12 protein-coding genes are annotated in these 14,699 nt (G+C 37.4%); 6 read left to right on the plus strand and 6 right to left on the minus strand.

The window, feature by feature from the left end:
* Nucleotides 1-8: 8 nt before the first annotated feature.
* Together ACR1PO_RS13285 and ACR1PO_RS13290 are read right to left on the minus strand one after the other, a co-directional pair.
* On the minus strand, nt 9-1,115 hold the full coding sequence (locus ACR1PO_RS13285) for an NAD(P)/FAD-dependent oxidoreductase (protein WP_332389102.1): 1,107 nt from the start codon (nt 1,113-1,115) through the stop codon (nt 9-11).
* 48 nt (nt 1,116-1,163) lie between these two features.
* Entirely contained in the window at nt 1,164-2,516 is a 1,353-nt protein-coding gene (locus ACR1PO_RS13290; protein ID WP_433987059.1) for an AAA family ATPase, read from the minus strand.
* Nucleotides 2,517-2,632: 116 nt separating this feature from the next.
* On the opposite strand from ACR1PO_RS13290, the gene ACR1PO_RS13295 reads away from it, so the two are divergent.
* The 3 genes from ACR1PO_RS13295 to ACR1PO_RS13305 all read left to right on the plus strand — a co-directional run bounded on the left by ACR1PO_RS13295 (nt 2,633) and on the right by ACR1PO_RS13305 (nt 5,159).
* The gene (locus ACR1PO_RS13295; protein ID WP_433987060.1) at nt 2,633-3,535 is read left to right on the plus strand and encodes an ABC transporter ATP-binding protein; all 903 of its coding nucleotides are present in this window, start codon (nt 2,633-2,635) and stop codon (nt 3,533-3,535) included.
* Between the two features lie 2 nt (nt 3,536-3,537).
* The gene (locus ACR1PO_RS13300) at nt 3,538-4,383 is read left to right on the plus strand and encodes an ABC transporter permease (protein ID WP_433987061.1); all 846 of its coding nucleotides are present in this window, start codon (nt 3,538-3,540) and stop codon (nt 4,381-4,383) included.
* Between the two features lie 125 nt (nt 4,384-4,508).
* Nucleotides 4,509-5,159, plus strand: coding sequence for a hypothetical protein (locus ACR1PO_RS13305; protein WP_433987062.1), 651 nt, complete (start codon nt 4,509-4,511; stop codon nt 5,157-5,159).
* Between the two features lie 32 nt (nt 5,160-5,191).
* Here the strand turns inward: ACR1PO_RS13305 and msrB are convergent, their stop codons facing one another.
* The 4 genes from msrB to ACR1PO_RS13325 form a co-directional block, all read right to left on the minus strand.
* The gene (gene msrB, locus ACR1PO_RS13310) at nt 5,192-6,289 is read right to left on the minus strand and encodes a peptide-methionine (R)-S-oxide reductase MsrB (protein ID WP_374464808.1); all 1,098 of its coding nucleotides are present in this window, start codon (nt 6,287-6,289) and stop codon (nt 5,192-5,194) included.
* A gap of 17 nt (nt 6,290-6,306) precedes the next feature.
* Nucleotides 6,307-6,750, minus strand: a complete 444-nt coding sequence (locus ACR1PO_RS13315) for a DUF417 family protein (RefSeq protein ID WP_433987063.1) — start codon at nt 6,748-6,750, stop codon at nt 6,307-6,309.
* A gap of 78 nt (nt 6,751-6,828) precedes the next feature.
* Nucleotides 6,829-7,041, minus strand: a complete 213-nt coding sequence (locus ACR1PO_RS13320; RefSeq protein ID WP_332389094.1) for a hypothetical protein — start codon at nt 7,039-7,041, stop codon at nt 6,829-6,831.
* A gap of 62 nt (nt 7,042-7,103) precedes the next feature.
* On the minus strand, nt 7,104-7,658 hold the full coding sequence (locus tag ACR1PO_RS13325; RefSeq protein WP_433987064.1) for a sigma-70 family RNA polymerase sigma factor: 555 nt from the start codon (nt 7,656-7,658) through the stop codon (nt 7,104-7,106).
* Nucleotides 7,659-7,971: 313 nt separating this feature from the next.
* Between ACR1PO_RS13325 and alaS the strand changes: the two genes are divergently transcribed.
* The 3 genes from alaS (at nt 7,972) to ACR1PO_RS13340 (ending at nt 14,397) form a co-directional block, all read left to right on the plus strand.
* Nucleotides 7,972-10,575, plus strand: a complete 2,604-nt coding sequence (gene alaS, locus ACR1PO_RS13330) for an alanine--tRNA ligase (protein ID WP_332389093.1) — start codon at nt 7,972-7,974, stop codon at nt 10,573-10,575.
* Between the two features lie 459 nt (nt 10,576-11,034).
* Complete coding sequence (locus ACR1PO_RS13335) at nt 11,035-12,513, plus strand: PhoX family protein (protein ID WP_433987065.1); 1,479 nt, start codon at nt 11,035-11,037, stop codon at nt 12,511-12,513.
* Nucleotides 12,514-12,582: 69 nt separating this feature from the next.
* The gene (locus ACR1PO_RS13340) at nt 12,583-14,397 is read left to right on the plus strand and encodes a cytochrome-c peroxidase (RefSeq protein WP_433987066.1); all 1,815 of its coding nucleotides are present in this window, start codon (nt 12,583-12,585) and stop codon (nt 14,395-14,397) included.
* Nucleotides 14,398-14,699 lie beyond the last annotated feature (302 nt).

Below are 14,699 nucleotides of genomic sequence, written 5' to 3' on the forward strand. Positions count from 1 at the left end.
CGTAGTATTTATATCATTTCTGCTATCATCTCACCAATTTTGGGGGCTAAAGCTACTCCCATTCCTGAAAGCCTAACGGCGCAAAACTGTCTTTCAGAAACCTGTTTTACAATAGGTGTTTTTTCCGGACCCATTGCCATTATTCCTGACCAGCGGAGTGCAATTTTAAAGTCTTTATGAGGAAGAATAACTTCTCTTAAAAAGTTTTCCAGGTGATTCTGCAGAAATTCTGTGGTTTCAAAAGCAGTGGTTTCTTCGGTTTTAAAATCCTGATTTCTTCCACCGCCCAGCAATATCCTGTTTCCTAGATTTCTGAAATAATAATACCCTTCATCATAATGGAACGTTCCTTTAAGCTTCAAACCGTCTATCGGTTCTGTCAAAATAACCTGTCCACGGGCAGGAGCGATATTTTCTTTTACCAAAAACTTTGATGTGAAAGCATTGGTACAATAAATTACTTTACCAGCTGTTACTGAAACATTGCCGGAAAGATAAACCTCAGCATTTTCTGCTCTTTCTTCAATCTTCAGGACTTCTGTTCCGAATAAAAACTCAACCTTCAATTCATAACATTTTTCCAGCAGCTTTTGTAACAGTTTCCCCGAATGAAGGCTTCCTTCACATGGGTTTTCTATCAGGAATTCAGATTTTTCAAGTCCGAATTCCTGTATTTTATCCTGTTTCGGAATATACGTTTTATCCAGTCCGGTTATTGATTTCAGTTTTTCATTAACACTATCGATATGAGTTAAAGGTCCTTCATTATTTACAATTTCATAACCTCCTTCAAGTTCAAAATCAATTTCATCATTTTTAAAATAATGCTGAATTTTCTGAAGCCCATCAAATCTCATTGTAACAAGCTCCAGTGTTTTTTCCCAGCCCATTTTCTCAGAATCAGCAATGATTTCGGTAAGGCTTCCAAAACAGGCAAACCCTGCATTTCTTGTTGAAGCGCCTAACGGAATAGCGCTTCTTTCAACAATTACAACAGATTTTTCAGGATATTTCTCTTTGACAGCTATCGCAGTCCAGAGTCCGGAAAATCCTGACCCTATGATGATAACATCTCTTTTCCTATAGAAAGTGTCCAGCTCCCAGATGCTGTTCATAAATAATGAGTGATTTTTATAAAACCTTAAACTTTAAACATCGAACGATTACCCTTTATCTCCCCCATCATTATGTTGAAAACCGATGGCTCTTTGTGGCTCTTCCACTACTCTGTAGGTTTCCAGTTCATTTTTCAATGCCTGAATTCTGAACTGAAAATCATCAAAATTATTGATAATTACATCAGCCAGGAATCTTGCTACCTGATCAAGATATTCTTCAGTGAGCTTGGATCCGGCATCCCTTAAGGCACCGTTTAAAAGATTCTGGTCGATCTTCAGTTTTTCGTTTCTGGTTTTCTGGTAAAGGTTTTTAATCCTTTTCTTTAAGCTTTGGGTAAAGTCGATCATCATGGTATTGCTGAATGCCTTCATCTTTGAAGAGATGTCATGCCAGAAAGGAATTTTATCCGCTTTGTTGTTTTTAAGGATTTTATACAATAAAGAATCTTCCTCAAGACCTCTTGTCATGGCATAAAGAATAATTTCAGAACGTTCAGAAGCATTAGGAGGAAAAACAGGGATCAGTACATCAAATCTTCCGGGTGCCAGAATTTCCTCATCAATTTCTGCCACAGAATTAGCTGAGCCTACCATCAGAACTCCTTCTTTTTCAAATTTGCTGATATAATGAAGAATAAGCTCCTGCGCTTCCAGATTACAGGAAGCAACATCCGTCTCTGCTTTTCGCTGCATCATAATTTCGTCAAAATCATCCATGAAAAGAAGCATTTTATTTTCCTTCATCATGCTCAGCAGAAAATCACTGAAATTGATTTCGTTGCCGTCAATCAATGAAGTTCCGAGATAGTGTTTTTTGACTTCTTTAAACTGATAACCGATGATTTCAGCAATCTTGTTGGCCCAGAATATCTTACCGCTTCCGGGAGGCCCATACAGGATAATTCCTGCCGGTTTGTTGATTCCCCAATCCTTGATCTGCTGCGGATTGAGGAAGGGTTCCAAAACAGTGGAGGTATAAAAAAACAGGTCCCTGTATCCTATGAAATCTCTTTGCTGCAGACTGGTTTTATGCCCGAAATAATCATACACAAACTGATAGTTTCCTCCCAGTTTATTATCAATTCCATAACTTGATACAGAAGATTTGAAAAAACCGTTATCGAAAATATTAAGGTTATTATCTTTGATGACCTTTTCAACCTTGTCTTTTGGCTGCTTGATCACTTCTGCAATCTGCTCCAGGGTCTTATTTTTATCAAGATCTTTTTCGTATAACCTTAGAAAATCTACATTTTCACGGGCAAACTTTTCAAAATCTTTCTTTACCTCAAAGTTGGTACTGATACAGTCTACCAGTTCAAGATCAAAATCCTGAATAAACTGTTTGATGGCTTCTGCAGATACATTTAATTCTTCTGCCAGTTCAATTAGCTTCATAACTGTTGATTAATTCTATCAAATTTAATGTATTTACCCTTAAATTAATATTGATTTATAATAATTCTGTAACATTCTCTAATTTATATAGACTACTACTATGTAAAACAAATTACATGGAAAAGATTTTATCAGTAAAAAATTTGACGAAGAAATTCAAAAGAGTTGTGGTCAACAATATTTCTTTTGACGTCGAAAAAGGCAATGTTTATGGGCTTCTGGGGCCAAACGGAAGTGGAAAATCCACAACTTTTGGAATGCTGCTTTCAACCATCAACCCTACCAGCGGCGACTGGTTCTGGTTTGGAAAAAAGGGAACCGATCCGGACACCTTAAAAAAGATCGGGGCTATTATTGAACAGCCTAACTTTTATCCTTACTTAAGTGCGGAAACCAACCTTAAGATTGTTGCAGAAATTAAAAATACTCCCTATTCAAGGATTGATGAAGTTCTGAAAACCGTTAATCTGTACGAAAGAAGAAAAGATGCTTTCAAAACTTTTTCTTTGGGGATGAAACAGCGTCTTGCCATTGCTTCTGCCATGCTGAACAATCCGGAAGTATTGATTTTAGACGAGCCTACCAACGGACTGGACCCCGAAGGGATCATACAGATCAGAGAAATCATCAGCGATATTGCCAAACAAGGCATCACCATTATTATTGCAAGCCATCTTCTGGATGAAATTGAAAAAATCTGCAGCCATGTAATTGTATTGAAAGAAGGAAATTCCATTTACTGCGGAAGAGTGGATGAAATGACCTCCAACAATGGGTATTTCGAATTAAAAGCAGACAACAACACTTTGCTTTTAAATGCTTTGAATGAACTTCAATGGTTCTCTTCCATCAATCAGGAGGGTGATCTTATCAAAGCTCAGATCCGTGATGATGCTTCAATTTCAGCTTCGGCAATGAATCAGAAGCTGGCAGAGAAAGGAATTTATCTTTCCCATCTGACGAAGAAAAAACTGTCCCTTGAATCTCAATTCCTTGAACTTGTAAAAAACACGAATTAATCATGATAAAATTATTAAAACTGGAATACTACAAAAACCTGAATTATAAGCCATTCAAGGTTTTTACGATACTTTATTTCGCCATTCTTATTGCTTTGCTTTTCATTGGATTGGTAGACTTTGATGTTTTGGGAGGGACTGTTAACTTAAAAGAACAGGGGATTTATAATTTCCCGGAAATCTGGAACTTCACCACCTGGATTGTTGCCTTATTGAAAATCTTCCTGGGACTGATTATTGTTTTCTCCATTTCACAGGAGTTCAGCAACAGAATGTTCAAACAGAATACGATTGATGGGCTGAGCAGAAAAGAATTCATTACTTCAAAATTACTGACGATAAGTATTTTCACCATTGTTTCAACAGCCATTGTATTGGGAATTACTTTATTTCTGGGATATCAATATTCGAATACAACGGAATCTGCAAAGGTTTTTGCTGAAATTTTCTTCATCGGAAACTACTTTGCCAAGCTATTCACTTTCTTCTGCTTCTTAATGTTCCTGTCCGTTTTACTGAGAAAATCAATTTTTGTATTTCTCGCTCTTTTTGTTTTCTGGATTGGTGAGGGGATTTTAACAGCTGTTGAAGTATTCTCAAAAGTAAAAGGAATGCAGGGCCCGCAAAGAAATGAGATTCTTCAGAATGATTTCTTTATCACGCATCTTTTGCCATTGGAGAGTATGTCTAACCTTATTCCAAATCCAATGATGAGATTAAATATGGCCAAAATGATGGGTGTAAAATATGAATTCCACTACCCTACGGAAAGTCTTATTGCCTGTCTGGTGTGGTGTGGTGTTTTTATATTCGGATCATATTGGATCCTGAGAAAAAGGGATTGGTAGTTTTCTGTGCTGAAGATTAAAAGATTTAATTATTAAAATATGTAAAGATTCTTTTTAAGTGGTTCGTTTTCCGGATCACTTTTTTTGGCTTAAAATTTTCATTCAATCCTTTTAAAAAACTAACCATGAAAAAAATATACTACTTTCCGGGATTGATCAGTGCCCTACTGATTCCTGTTCTGTTTTGGTATTATGGAAATCAGAAGTTTGAAAACATTAACGTTTCTGTTATTGACATCGGACTTCCTGCCAAAGAAAGAGAAGGGATTAAAAATACTTTAGCAAGTTTCGAACCTGCACGGAACTGGAATTACAAAAAAATAAAAATAGCCCCCGGTACAGCTAAAGAAAATTCAAATTTATATGTTTCAGAATTGAAAAATCTCCAGAAAAGAAATGAGAAAGAGTCTGGTATTGAATTTATTTTAGATCAAAATAATACGTATGGTGATTTTGTCTCAGTTTTAAACGATCTGGCAATAGCTAAACAAGAGCAGTATGCAGTTGATGTAGAGAAAACGGGACATATTTTTGCTGTTTTTAGCTATATTGATCCTAAATTACAATATCCTGAATATGAATGTTTGCTTTGTAACGATACTATAGATGGGGGACCTGGAGAAACTGCAGATATTTTCGAATTTACCTGCTATGGAAAAATCTTTAACCTGTTTACAACCGCTTCCAGAGAAACTTCCTACATTATTTTTGGATTCCTTATATTTCTGAATATCTCCATGTTCAGCATCAAAGAAAGATTTCAAACTCATACATAAAAAGGCTGCCATTCGGCAGCCTTCCTTTCACATTACTTTTTATCTAACAACGGAAGATATTTTCCGTATCCTTTACTTTCCATTTCTGCTTTTGGAATAAATTTCAGAGAGGCACTGTTGATACAGTAACGAAGTCCTCCTTTATCTTGCGGGCCATCTGTAAAAACGTGTCCTAAATGGGCATCACCGGTTTTACTTCTTACCTCTACCCTTGTCATCCCGTGGGAACGGTCCATTTTTTCTTCAATCAGGCTTTTTGTAATCGGTTTTGAAAAACTTGGCCATCCACATCCGGATTCAAATTTATCTGTAGAAACAAACAATGGCTCTCCTGTGGTGATATCCACATAAATTCCTTCACGGGTTTCATTCCAGTATTCGTTTTGGAAAGGTCTTTCTGTACCGTTTTCCTGGGTAACGTTATATTGTTCTGCAGTCAGTTTTTCTTTCAAAACTTTTTTATCCTGTTTTTGATAGGCCGGTTTTGGAAGAGGATTGGCTTTTTTTGCCATTTCAAAAAGTCCCGGTTCAATGTGACAATATCCGCCCGGATTTTTGTCCAGATAATCCTGATGATAGTCTTCTGCTTTGTAGAAGTTTTTCAACGGAATAGTCTCTACCAATATCGGCTTGCTGTAATTTTTTGCCAGCTTCTGAACTTCATCTTTTACTACCGCTTCATCGGATTTGTTGGTGAAATAGATCCCGGTTCTGTACTGGTTTCCTCTGTCATTTCCCTGCTGATCTTTACTGGTAGGATCAATAGTTTTAAAATACAGATCAATCAACAGTTTCAGATCTACCTGTTCCGGATCATACTTTACTTTTACGGTTTCTGCAAAACCTGTTGTATGGCTCACCACTTCTTCATAGGTAGGATTTTGAGTATTCCCGTTGGCGTACCCCACTTCTGTTCCTACCACTCCACGAATCTGTTGAAAAAAATGTTCTGTTCCCCAGAAACATCCACCTGCAAAATAAATCTCTCTAACGTTTTTACTATCCATAATTTTTTCATTTTCTTTTTTTACTTCCACTATGCCGGGCTTCGTTTTCTTAAACAGTCCCGATCCTGCAGCAAATACTGCGATACCCAGAATGATTCCGAGTACGATTAATATATTTTTCATATTGAGCTTTTTATTCATTACTTATTATTTTGAACGATCATTAATCCAAATCCTAAAAGCATAAGATCTTTTACAATAAAGAAATCCGTCACAGGCACTCCATCCACTATCTTCCACATTCCAGGAGTAGTAAACAGATAGCTTAATGTTGTCAGGAAAATGACAATCATTCCTGTTCCTGCATACTTCCTTAGTACAGCAAATTTCGCACTAAATACCAGGAGTAATGCAATGATAATTTCTATCACTCCGATAAGATTAGACACTGCCTGGACGCTTATAATCTTATATACGAAAAAAGTTAAGAAATGGTTTTCCACCAAAGGTTTTATTGCGGCTGCTTCTGTAGGGGTAAATTTGAAGATACCGATCCACAGCAAAATAAGAGCTGCTCCGAAGAGTGAGATGTAATACCCTGTCCGGGTTAACTGATTTTTAGATTCCTGTACTGTTCCGACCATGTTTTAAGATTTTAATTAATACTTTATCGTTTTCAAAAGTATAGTCGGAGCCTTTTTAAAATCCTGACAGAATTTTTATCAGAAATCTAATTTATCGAACATTTTATTTTTAAAGTCCTGAATTTCAGAATCATTTATTTCTGTTTTCTGGCCCGTAAATGTTCTGGCCAGCATTTGATCCAGAACTTCCAGTTTCCGTTTGTACATCCTGCACCATTTACAGATCATCAGATGCATGGTAAGCTTTCTTTTTTCTTTGGCGGAAATGGTATCGGCATTACGTTTTTCCATGAGCAGCGTTGCTTCACTGCATGGTAAAAAAAGGATATGTAGTATTTTTCTTATCATTTCATTTACGATCTTAAAAACCAATTGAGCTCCAGACATTCTCTGAGCTGTACCCGGCTTCGTTGAAGGATCTTCCAAAGGTTAGTCGTGGAAATATTCAATTCCTGACTTACTTCCGGAGCTTTTTTTTCTTCAATATAATACATTTTCAGCAGGATCTTCCATCTGGAGGGTAATTCTTCGATACATTCCTCCAATGTTTTATTAAAATCGCGGTTATCTAAAAGCTCGCCGCCTTCCCCCGATACATTCCAGTCATTTAAAACATTATTATCTTTCCATGAACCGGTTTCATCAAAAAAATGATCAAGCCTGATATCAGGTTCCGATTTATATTTTTTCCGGTAAAAATCCGCAACTTTTCTGTTAAGAATAGCCATCAGCCAGGTCAGAGGCTGACTCTTTCCTTCAAAAGAATCATATCCTGAATAGGCAGCCAGAAAAACTTCCTGAACCACATCCTGTGCATCTTCTTTATTCGAAAGTACATACAGCGCCCGCTTCAAAAGCGGCCCTGAATATTGTTCTATCCAGTTTTTCAACTCTTCATCTTTTGTCATGGGAAGGATTTTTGTCTTATTTCAGATCACGGCGAAGGTAATAAGTTAAGTGTGAAACTGCAAAATTCATGAATTATTAAATTAAATATATAACTTAAGTCTTATCTTCCTGTTTGAAGCTTTATTTTCACCCCCAAAACCTTACAGGTTTTAAAACCTGTAAGGTTTATCCGGCGTCTGTGCTGAAAAAACAAAATATGAAAGCTAAGGCCGTCACCATTCAAAACATAGCATAAAATTATTACAAATCGCTTAAAAATAGTAAATTTGCATCTTATCAAAATTTGATACTAAAAAAAGCAAAAGCAATACTATGACATCACAAGAGATACGTCAAAAATTTTTAGATTATTTTAAAAGTAAGGAGCATTTAATCGTTCCTTCAGCTCCTATTGTGCTGAAAGACGACCCTACCCTTATGTTTTCCAACTCCGGAATGACGCAGTTCAAGGATTTCTTCCTTGGATACAAAACCCCTACCGCCCCTAGAATTGCCGATACACAAAAGTGTCTTAGAGTTTCAGGGAAGCACAATGACCTGGATGATGTAGGTAGAGATACTTACCACCACACCATGTTTGAAATGCTGGGAAACTGGTCTTTCGGGGATTACTTCAAAAAAGAGGCTATTGCTTTTGCCTGGGAATTACTGACTGAAGTATACGGAATTCCGAAAGAAAATTTATACGTTACCATTTTTGAAGGGGATGCTTCAGAAAATCTGGACAGAGACCAGGATGCTTATAATTTCTGGAAATCTCACATTTCAGAAGACAGAATCATCAACGGAAATAAAAAAGATAACTTCTGGGAAATGGGTGAAAGCGGACCGTGCGGACCGTGTTCAGAAATCCATATTGACCTGAGAACTCCTGAAGAAAAAGCAGCTGTTCCGGGAATTTCCCTTGTAAATCAGGATCACCCGCAGGTTGTGGAAGTATGGAACCTTGTTTTCATGGAATTCAACAGAAAGGCAGACAAATCTTTAGAAAAACTTCCTGCTCAGCACGTAGATACGGGAATGGGCTTTGAGCGTCTTTGTATGGCGCTTCAGGGAAAATCTTCCAACTATGATACTGATGTATTTACTCCGCTTATTTCTAAAGTTGAGGAGCTTTCAGGTAAAAAATACACCGGAATCTTAGAAGATGAAAAAGATATCGCCATCCGTGTTGTGGTAGACCACATCAGAGCGGTTTCTTTTGCTATTGCTGACGGGCAGCTGCCATCCAACGGAGGTGCCGGTTATGTAATCAGAAGAATTTTAAGAAGAGGAATTTCTTATTCTTACCGATTCCTGGATATGAAAGAGCCTTTCCTTTACAAACTGGTTGCTGTTCTGCAGGAACAGATGGGGCCATTCTTCCCTGAAATTGAAAAGCAGGGTAAACTGGTTGCTGAAGTAATCAAAAGTGAAGAAGATTCATTCTTAAAAACTATTGAGAACGGTCTGATCAGAGTTGAAAAGCTGATACAGCAGACCATTGCCAATAATCAGAAAGTATTACCAAGCGAAGAAGTGTTTGAACTGTATGATACTTATGGTTTTCCTGATGACTTAACAAGAATTATTGCTGAGGAAAAAGGATTAACGATTGATGTAGCAGGTTTCAAAGCTGAAATGGAAAAGCAAAAACTTCGTTCCAAGGCAGATTCTGCCCAGAAGGTTTATGACTGGGTTGTTTTAGAAGAAAAACCTGAATCATTCGTTGGATATGACCAGATTGAATCTGAAACCTATATTACAAGATACAGAAAGGTAGAAAACAAAGACGGGGAATTTTACCAGGTGGTATTAAGCAGCTCTCCATTCTACCCTGAAGGCGGTGGACAGGTTGGAGATAAAGGTGTTCTTGAAAACGCTGCTGAAAGCTTTGAAGTACTGGAAACTAAAAAGGAAAATGGTCTTATCATTTCTTTAATTAATGGTCTTCCAAAAGATGCAGGCGCTTTATTCTATGCTAAAGTTAATGCAACAGACAGAAAGAACTCTCAGGCTAACCACTCTGTGACTCACCTTCTGCATGAAGCTTTAAGAGATGTTCTGGGAACTCACGTGGAGCAGAAAGGTTCTTATGTAGGTCCTGATTATCTGCGTTTCGACTTCTCTCACTTTAATAAAATGACTGAAGAAGAAATTGCTTTAATTGAAGAAAAAGTAAACCATAAGATCAAGGAAAGCATTGCTTTACAGGAATTCAGAAGCATCCCGATTAAGGAAGCTCTGGAAAAAGGTGCCATGGCTTTATTTGGCGAAAAATACGGGGACAATGTAAGAATGATCCAGTTCGGAAGTTCAAAAGAGCTTTGCGGGGGAACTCACGTAAAAAATACCAGCGAAATCGGTCATTTTAAGATCACTTCTGAAGGTTCTGCGGCTGCAGGAATCAGAAGGATTGAAGCTATTTCAGGAGATAAATCTGAAGAATACTTCAAAAACCTTGAAAAGCAGATTACCGAGCTTTCCCAGTTATTAAAGTCTAAAGATGTGGTAAGATCTATCGAAAAACTGATCGAAGAAAACACTTCACTGAAGGCTGAGGTAGATGCTCTTAAAAAGGAAAAAGCAAAAGGAGAAATCGGGGAATGGAAAAATGCTTATGAGCAGAAAGGTAATAAGCAGCTTCTTGTGAAGAAAACTTCTCTGGATGCTGGTTCTGTGAAAGACATCGTATTCCAGCTGAAGCGAGAAATTCCGTCTTCAGTAACGATCATACTTTCTGATGCAGACGGGAAACCAATGATTACTGTTGGAGTTTCTGACGATCTTGCTGCAGATTACCAGGCTGGCGCTATCGTAAAGGATCTTGCAAAAGAAATCCAGGGCGGCGGCGGCGGTAACCCGGGCTTTGCTACGGCTGGTGGTAAAAACCTTGAAGGTTTAGAAAACGCTTACCAAAAAGCATTGAATATCTAATAGAAACATCTGTTATAAATTTTAGCCCCGGCTGTCTAATTCTGAGACAGCCGGGGCTCTTTTTGCCATACATATATTATTTTTAACTCAAAGCTCAATACTTATATTTCAGAAGGCAGAACGGAATCAATTTAATTGATTCTTACCAAACGAAGTAATAATTCTATGTCGCAGATCAGGTATGCTTTACCCGTAATAACTGAGCAATCTGTGAAATCAGCGGGAACCTTTACGAATGAAAAAAAATAGAAATAAAACTTTTTGGTACTCTGCGTTGCAACACATATCATTTTTTACTGTTAAGATTTTTATTCGTATTCTTTATTTATATCCATTCTAATTATTGACCTTGCCTTAACAAATCATCACCTAATCTTAAACTATTTGTTTTATCTTCTTAAAACTTAATTAACACCGGACCATTAGTTTTGCCATAATCGAAATTCAAAAAATGTAATTATGAAAATTAACAAAACTATCGGAGCTTTATTCCTTGCAGCTATTGTTTTTCAAAGCTGTAATGATGATAATAACGGGGGTTCCAATACCCCTCCCAATGACAAAATCAAACTTGAAAACTTTTCTAAAGAACCCGCTTTCGTTTTTGGGATGCCTGGTTTTGAAAATTTAAATATTACCACTCTTATTTCCAGTTCCGATGTTCTTCCAGGTTCTCCTGATTTCGTTTTCGGAGGTCAGCCTGACGGTATGGGAATTATGAAAGATCCTAACTCTGACGGTTATCTGATGATCACTAATCACGAGATCAAGCAATCTGTATCAAGAGTATACTTAGACAAGACTTTTAAACCTGTAAAAGGAGAATATATCTTAAACGGAACCGGAGGAATGACAAGATTGTGTTCTGCAACACTGGCAACTCCGGAAATTCATGGTTTCAGCGCGTTCCTTACCGCAGGTGAATCAGGTGAAGAAAGTATGGTTCATGCTTTAAACCCATTGGCACCGGTATCTCAGGCAGCTGATAAAACAAGAGTAAAACCTGCTTTGGGAAAAGCTTCCATGGAAAATGCAGTTCCGCTTCCTAAAGATGTTTCTAACGGAAAAACGTATATCATTATTGGTGAAGACCAGTCTTATTCTTCTTCCCATCAGTCTGCAGGACAGCTGATCATGTATGTAGCCGATACACAGGGAGATCTGGATAACGGTAAGCTGTATTCTTTAAGGAGAACAAACAGCAACTATACAGAAACGGATATGACGAAAGGAAACAGCTACGATGTAGAATTTGTTGAAATTCCTAACGCCAAAAATCTTACAGGTGCACAGATCAATCAGAAAAATATTGATAATAACGCGATCCGCTTTTCAAGAGTGGAAGATGTAGACTACAGAAAGGGAGCAGGAAAAGGAAGAGAAATTTATTTTACCGCTACCGGAGAATCTTCCGACGGCATCAATCCAAAAGCAGGATTAACCATGTGGGGAAGAGTGTACAAACTTGTTCTGAACTCCAATAATATGCTTACAGGAAAATTAGAAGTAGTTGCTGAAGGGGACTCTAATCCTGGAAATAACCTTATCAATCCTGACAACTTATGTGTTACTGAAAACTTTGTTTACATCCAGGAAGACGGAGATTCTTACTACAAAAATGCCAACCACGATTCTTACATCTGGCAGCTGAATATTGCCACCAAACAATATAAGCCATGGCTGAATATGAAGCACAACAGAAATGACTCTGCATGGCAGACTGCTTACAACCAGTCCGGAGACCTTCAGAAATTCGGTTCATGGGAATTCGGGGCGATGGTTGATATTTCAGACATCATCGGAGTTCCGAATACATTCTCTGTGAATATTCACTCTCATACGTGGCAGCTTGATAAATTCAAAAATCCTGACGGTTCCGGAATCAACGCCAATAAAGAAGGCGGGCAGATTGTAATCATCAGAAACGTAGAAAAATAGTTTCAAATTCTTCATATCAAATTCAATTAAAGTATCAATAGAAAATCTCTGTTGATACTTTTCATACTTATGAATACACTTTCAAAATACCCGATACTCCTCTTCCTGTACTCTGCTGCAGCATTTTTCACCCTTTCCTATTGTAAAAACAATAAGCAGCAGCCGGTATATGAAGATCTTGGTTCTGTAAAAAACACGATTCTCAAAACCAATACAGATTTTGAGAAACAGATCAACCAACTGAAAACCCTTGTTACCAAAGATTCCGATGAAAAACTTCTTCAGCAGCAATTCCAGGACATCAGAAAAACCTATAAAAAAATGGAATGGGCTGTAGAATATTTCCTTCCCCACTCCGCAAGGTTTATCAACGGTCCTGCTCTTCCGGAAATTGAGATGGATGAGCATACAGAAATAGAGCCCGAAGGCTTACAGGTATTGGAAGAAATGCTCTACCCTTATGATAAAAGAAATAAGGAAGAGGTGATCAGAATGCTTAACAAGCTCATAAACAAAAGCAACACCATAAGCACCAGCTTTCAGGTAATTACCATCAGTAAGGATCAGGTTTTTGATGCGTTAAGACAGGAAACTTTCAGAATTTCAAGCTTAGGAATATCAGGTTTTGATACCCCTGTTTCAGGAACATTTTTACAGGAAATGCCTTCTTCTCTTCAGGGAATTAAGGAAACGCTTAAACAAATTTCCACTGAGCGGTCAAGAGACAAAGCATTAAAAAGTATCGAAACAGAAATCAATTCGGCAATTGAAGTGCTGAAAAGAAACACAGATAAAAATACGTTTGATTACGTCAGTTTTATCCCTGACCACCTGAATAAAATCACGGCCTTAATGCTTGAGTTTAAAGGTCAGGAGAAAATCCCGGATGTTGAAGTAACAACAGCTTTAAACAAAAATGCAGCTACTTTCTTTGCTAAAAATGCTTTTGATCCTAATGCCTTCACTCCCGGAAAAGAATATGCCTATTCTGAAGAAAAAGCCGCTCTGGGTCATCAGCTTTTTAATGATAAAATTCTATCCAGCAATAATAACCGGAGCTGTGCAACATGTCATATTCCGGAAAAAGCTTTTACTGACGGACTTGCCAAAGCAATGTCTCTTGAAAATTCGGAACTGGCCAGAAACACACCTTCCCTTAATTATGCGGGATATCAGCATGGTCAGTTTTGGGATATGAGAAAGGATGATCTGGAAGGACAGAGCTCCGATGTGATCTCCAATAAAGAAGAAATGCATGGTGATCTGAATGTTATTCTTGCCAAGATCAATCAGGATAAAAAATATCAGGCAGCATTCAAAAATATTTATCATTCTCCAAAAACAGAAGTTTGGCAGCTTCAGAATGTATTGGCAAGCTATATCCGGTCTCTGGCTAAATTCAATTCTGATTTTGATGAATATATGAGAGGAAATAAATCAGCGATGACGGATGACCAAAAGCGGGGCTTTAATCTTTTTGTAGGAAAAGCGCAGTGTGCAATATGTCATTTCCTTCCTTTATTCAACGGTACGGTTCCTCCTAATTTCAAGAAAACCGAACAGGAAGTTTTAGGATCAGCAGTAAACGGAGAAAACAAGACTTTTGACCATGATCCGGGAAGAGGTAAGTTTCATGAGACAGTTCCCTCATTACAGCATTCATTCAAAACACCCACCCTAAGAAATATCAGCAAAACAGCGCCATATATGCACAATGGCGGTTATAAAACATTGAAAGAAGTCATGAACTTTTATAACAAAGGTGGTGGAAAAGGTTTTGGATTTAAAGTCGAGAATCAGACACTCTCTGATGCGCCTCTGCAGCTTACAGATCAGGAGGTCAATGATATTATTGAGTTTATGAAATCCCTTGATGACAAATAAAATACGATTCTAAAACACAAACAGCAAAAAACAATTAAAACTCCCGGATATCAATTGTTCAGGGAGTTTTTTTATTGGTAATCTCAGGAAATACAGAAAGAGTATCTGAATAACTTATCACTCAGTTTTGTCACGGAAACGTCCATAAAAACATTAGATTAAATCAATGTTATACTCTGTTAAAAACTTTTCTACCACAATAAATATTATTAATTTTGACCTAGTTTTTTTACATGAAAAGGGGTTTACTGTTAATATTTTTTCTGATCTGCTTTCTGGGGTATTCACAAACAAAAATTAAA

This window comes from Chryseobacterium amylolyticum (genome assembly GCF_051011775.1).
Lineage (GTDB): Bacteria > Bacteroidota > Bacteroidia > Flavobacteriales > Weeksellaceae > Chryseobacterium.

What these genes read in the sequence shown, in the direction of transcription:
- ACR1PO_RS13285 (WP_332389102.1), bottom strand. Translation starts at nt 1,115, where the DNA reads ATGAACAGCATCTGGGAGCTGGACACTTTCTATAGGAAAAGAGATGTT.
- ACR1PO_RS13290 (WP_433987059.1), bottom strand. Translation starts at nt 2,516, where the DNA reads ATGAAGCTAATTGAACTGGCAGAAGAATTAAATGTATCTGCAGAAGCC.
- ACR1PO_RS13295 (WP_433987060.1), top strand. Translation starts at nt 2,633, where the DNA reads ATGGAAAAGATTTTATCAGTAAAAAATTTGACGAAGAAATTCAAAAGA.
- ACR1PO_RS13300 (WP_433987061.1), top strand. Translation starts at nt 3,538, where the DNA reads ATGATAAAATTATTAAAACTGGAATACTACAAAAACCTGAATTATAAG.
- ACR1PO_RS13305 (WP_433987062.1), top strand. Translation starts at nt 4,509, where the DNA reads ATGAAAAAAATATACTACTTTCCGGGATTGATCAGTGCCCTACTGATT.
- msrB (WP_374464808.1), bottom strand. Translation starts at nt 6,289, where the DNA reads ATGAAAAATATATTAATCGTACTCGGAATCATTCTGGGTATCGCAGTA.
- ACR1PO_RS13315 (WP_433987063.1), bottom strand. Translation starts at nt 6,750, where the DNA reads ATGGTCGGAACAGTACAGGAATCTAAAAATCAGTTAACCCGGACAGGG.
- ACR1PO_RS13320 (WP_332389094.1), bottom strand. Translation starts at nt 7,041, where the DNA reads ATGGAAAAACGTAATGCCGATACCATTTCCGCCAAAGAAAAAAGAAAG.
- ACR1PO_RS13325 (WP_433987064.1), bottom strand. Translation starts at nt 7,658, where the DNA reads ATGACAAAAGATGAAGAGTTGAAAAACTGGATAGAACAATATTCAGGG.
- alaS (WP_332389093.1), top strand. Translation starts at nt 7,972, where the DNA reads ATGACATCACAAGAGATACGTCAAAAATTTTTAGATTATTTTAAAAGT.
- ACR1PO_RS13335 (WP_433987065.1), top strand. Translation starts at nt 11,035, where the DNA reads ATGAAAATTAACAAAACTATCGGAGCTTTATTCCTTGCAGCTATTGTT.
- ACR1PO_RS13340 (WP_433987066.1), top strand. Translation starts at nt 12,583, where the DNA reads ATGAATACACTTTCAAAATACCCGATACTCCTCTTCCTGTACTCTGCT.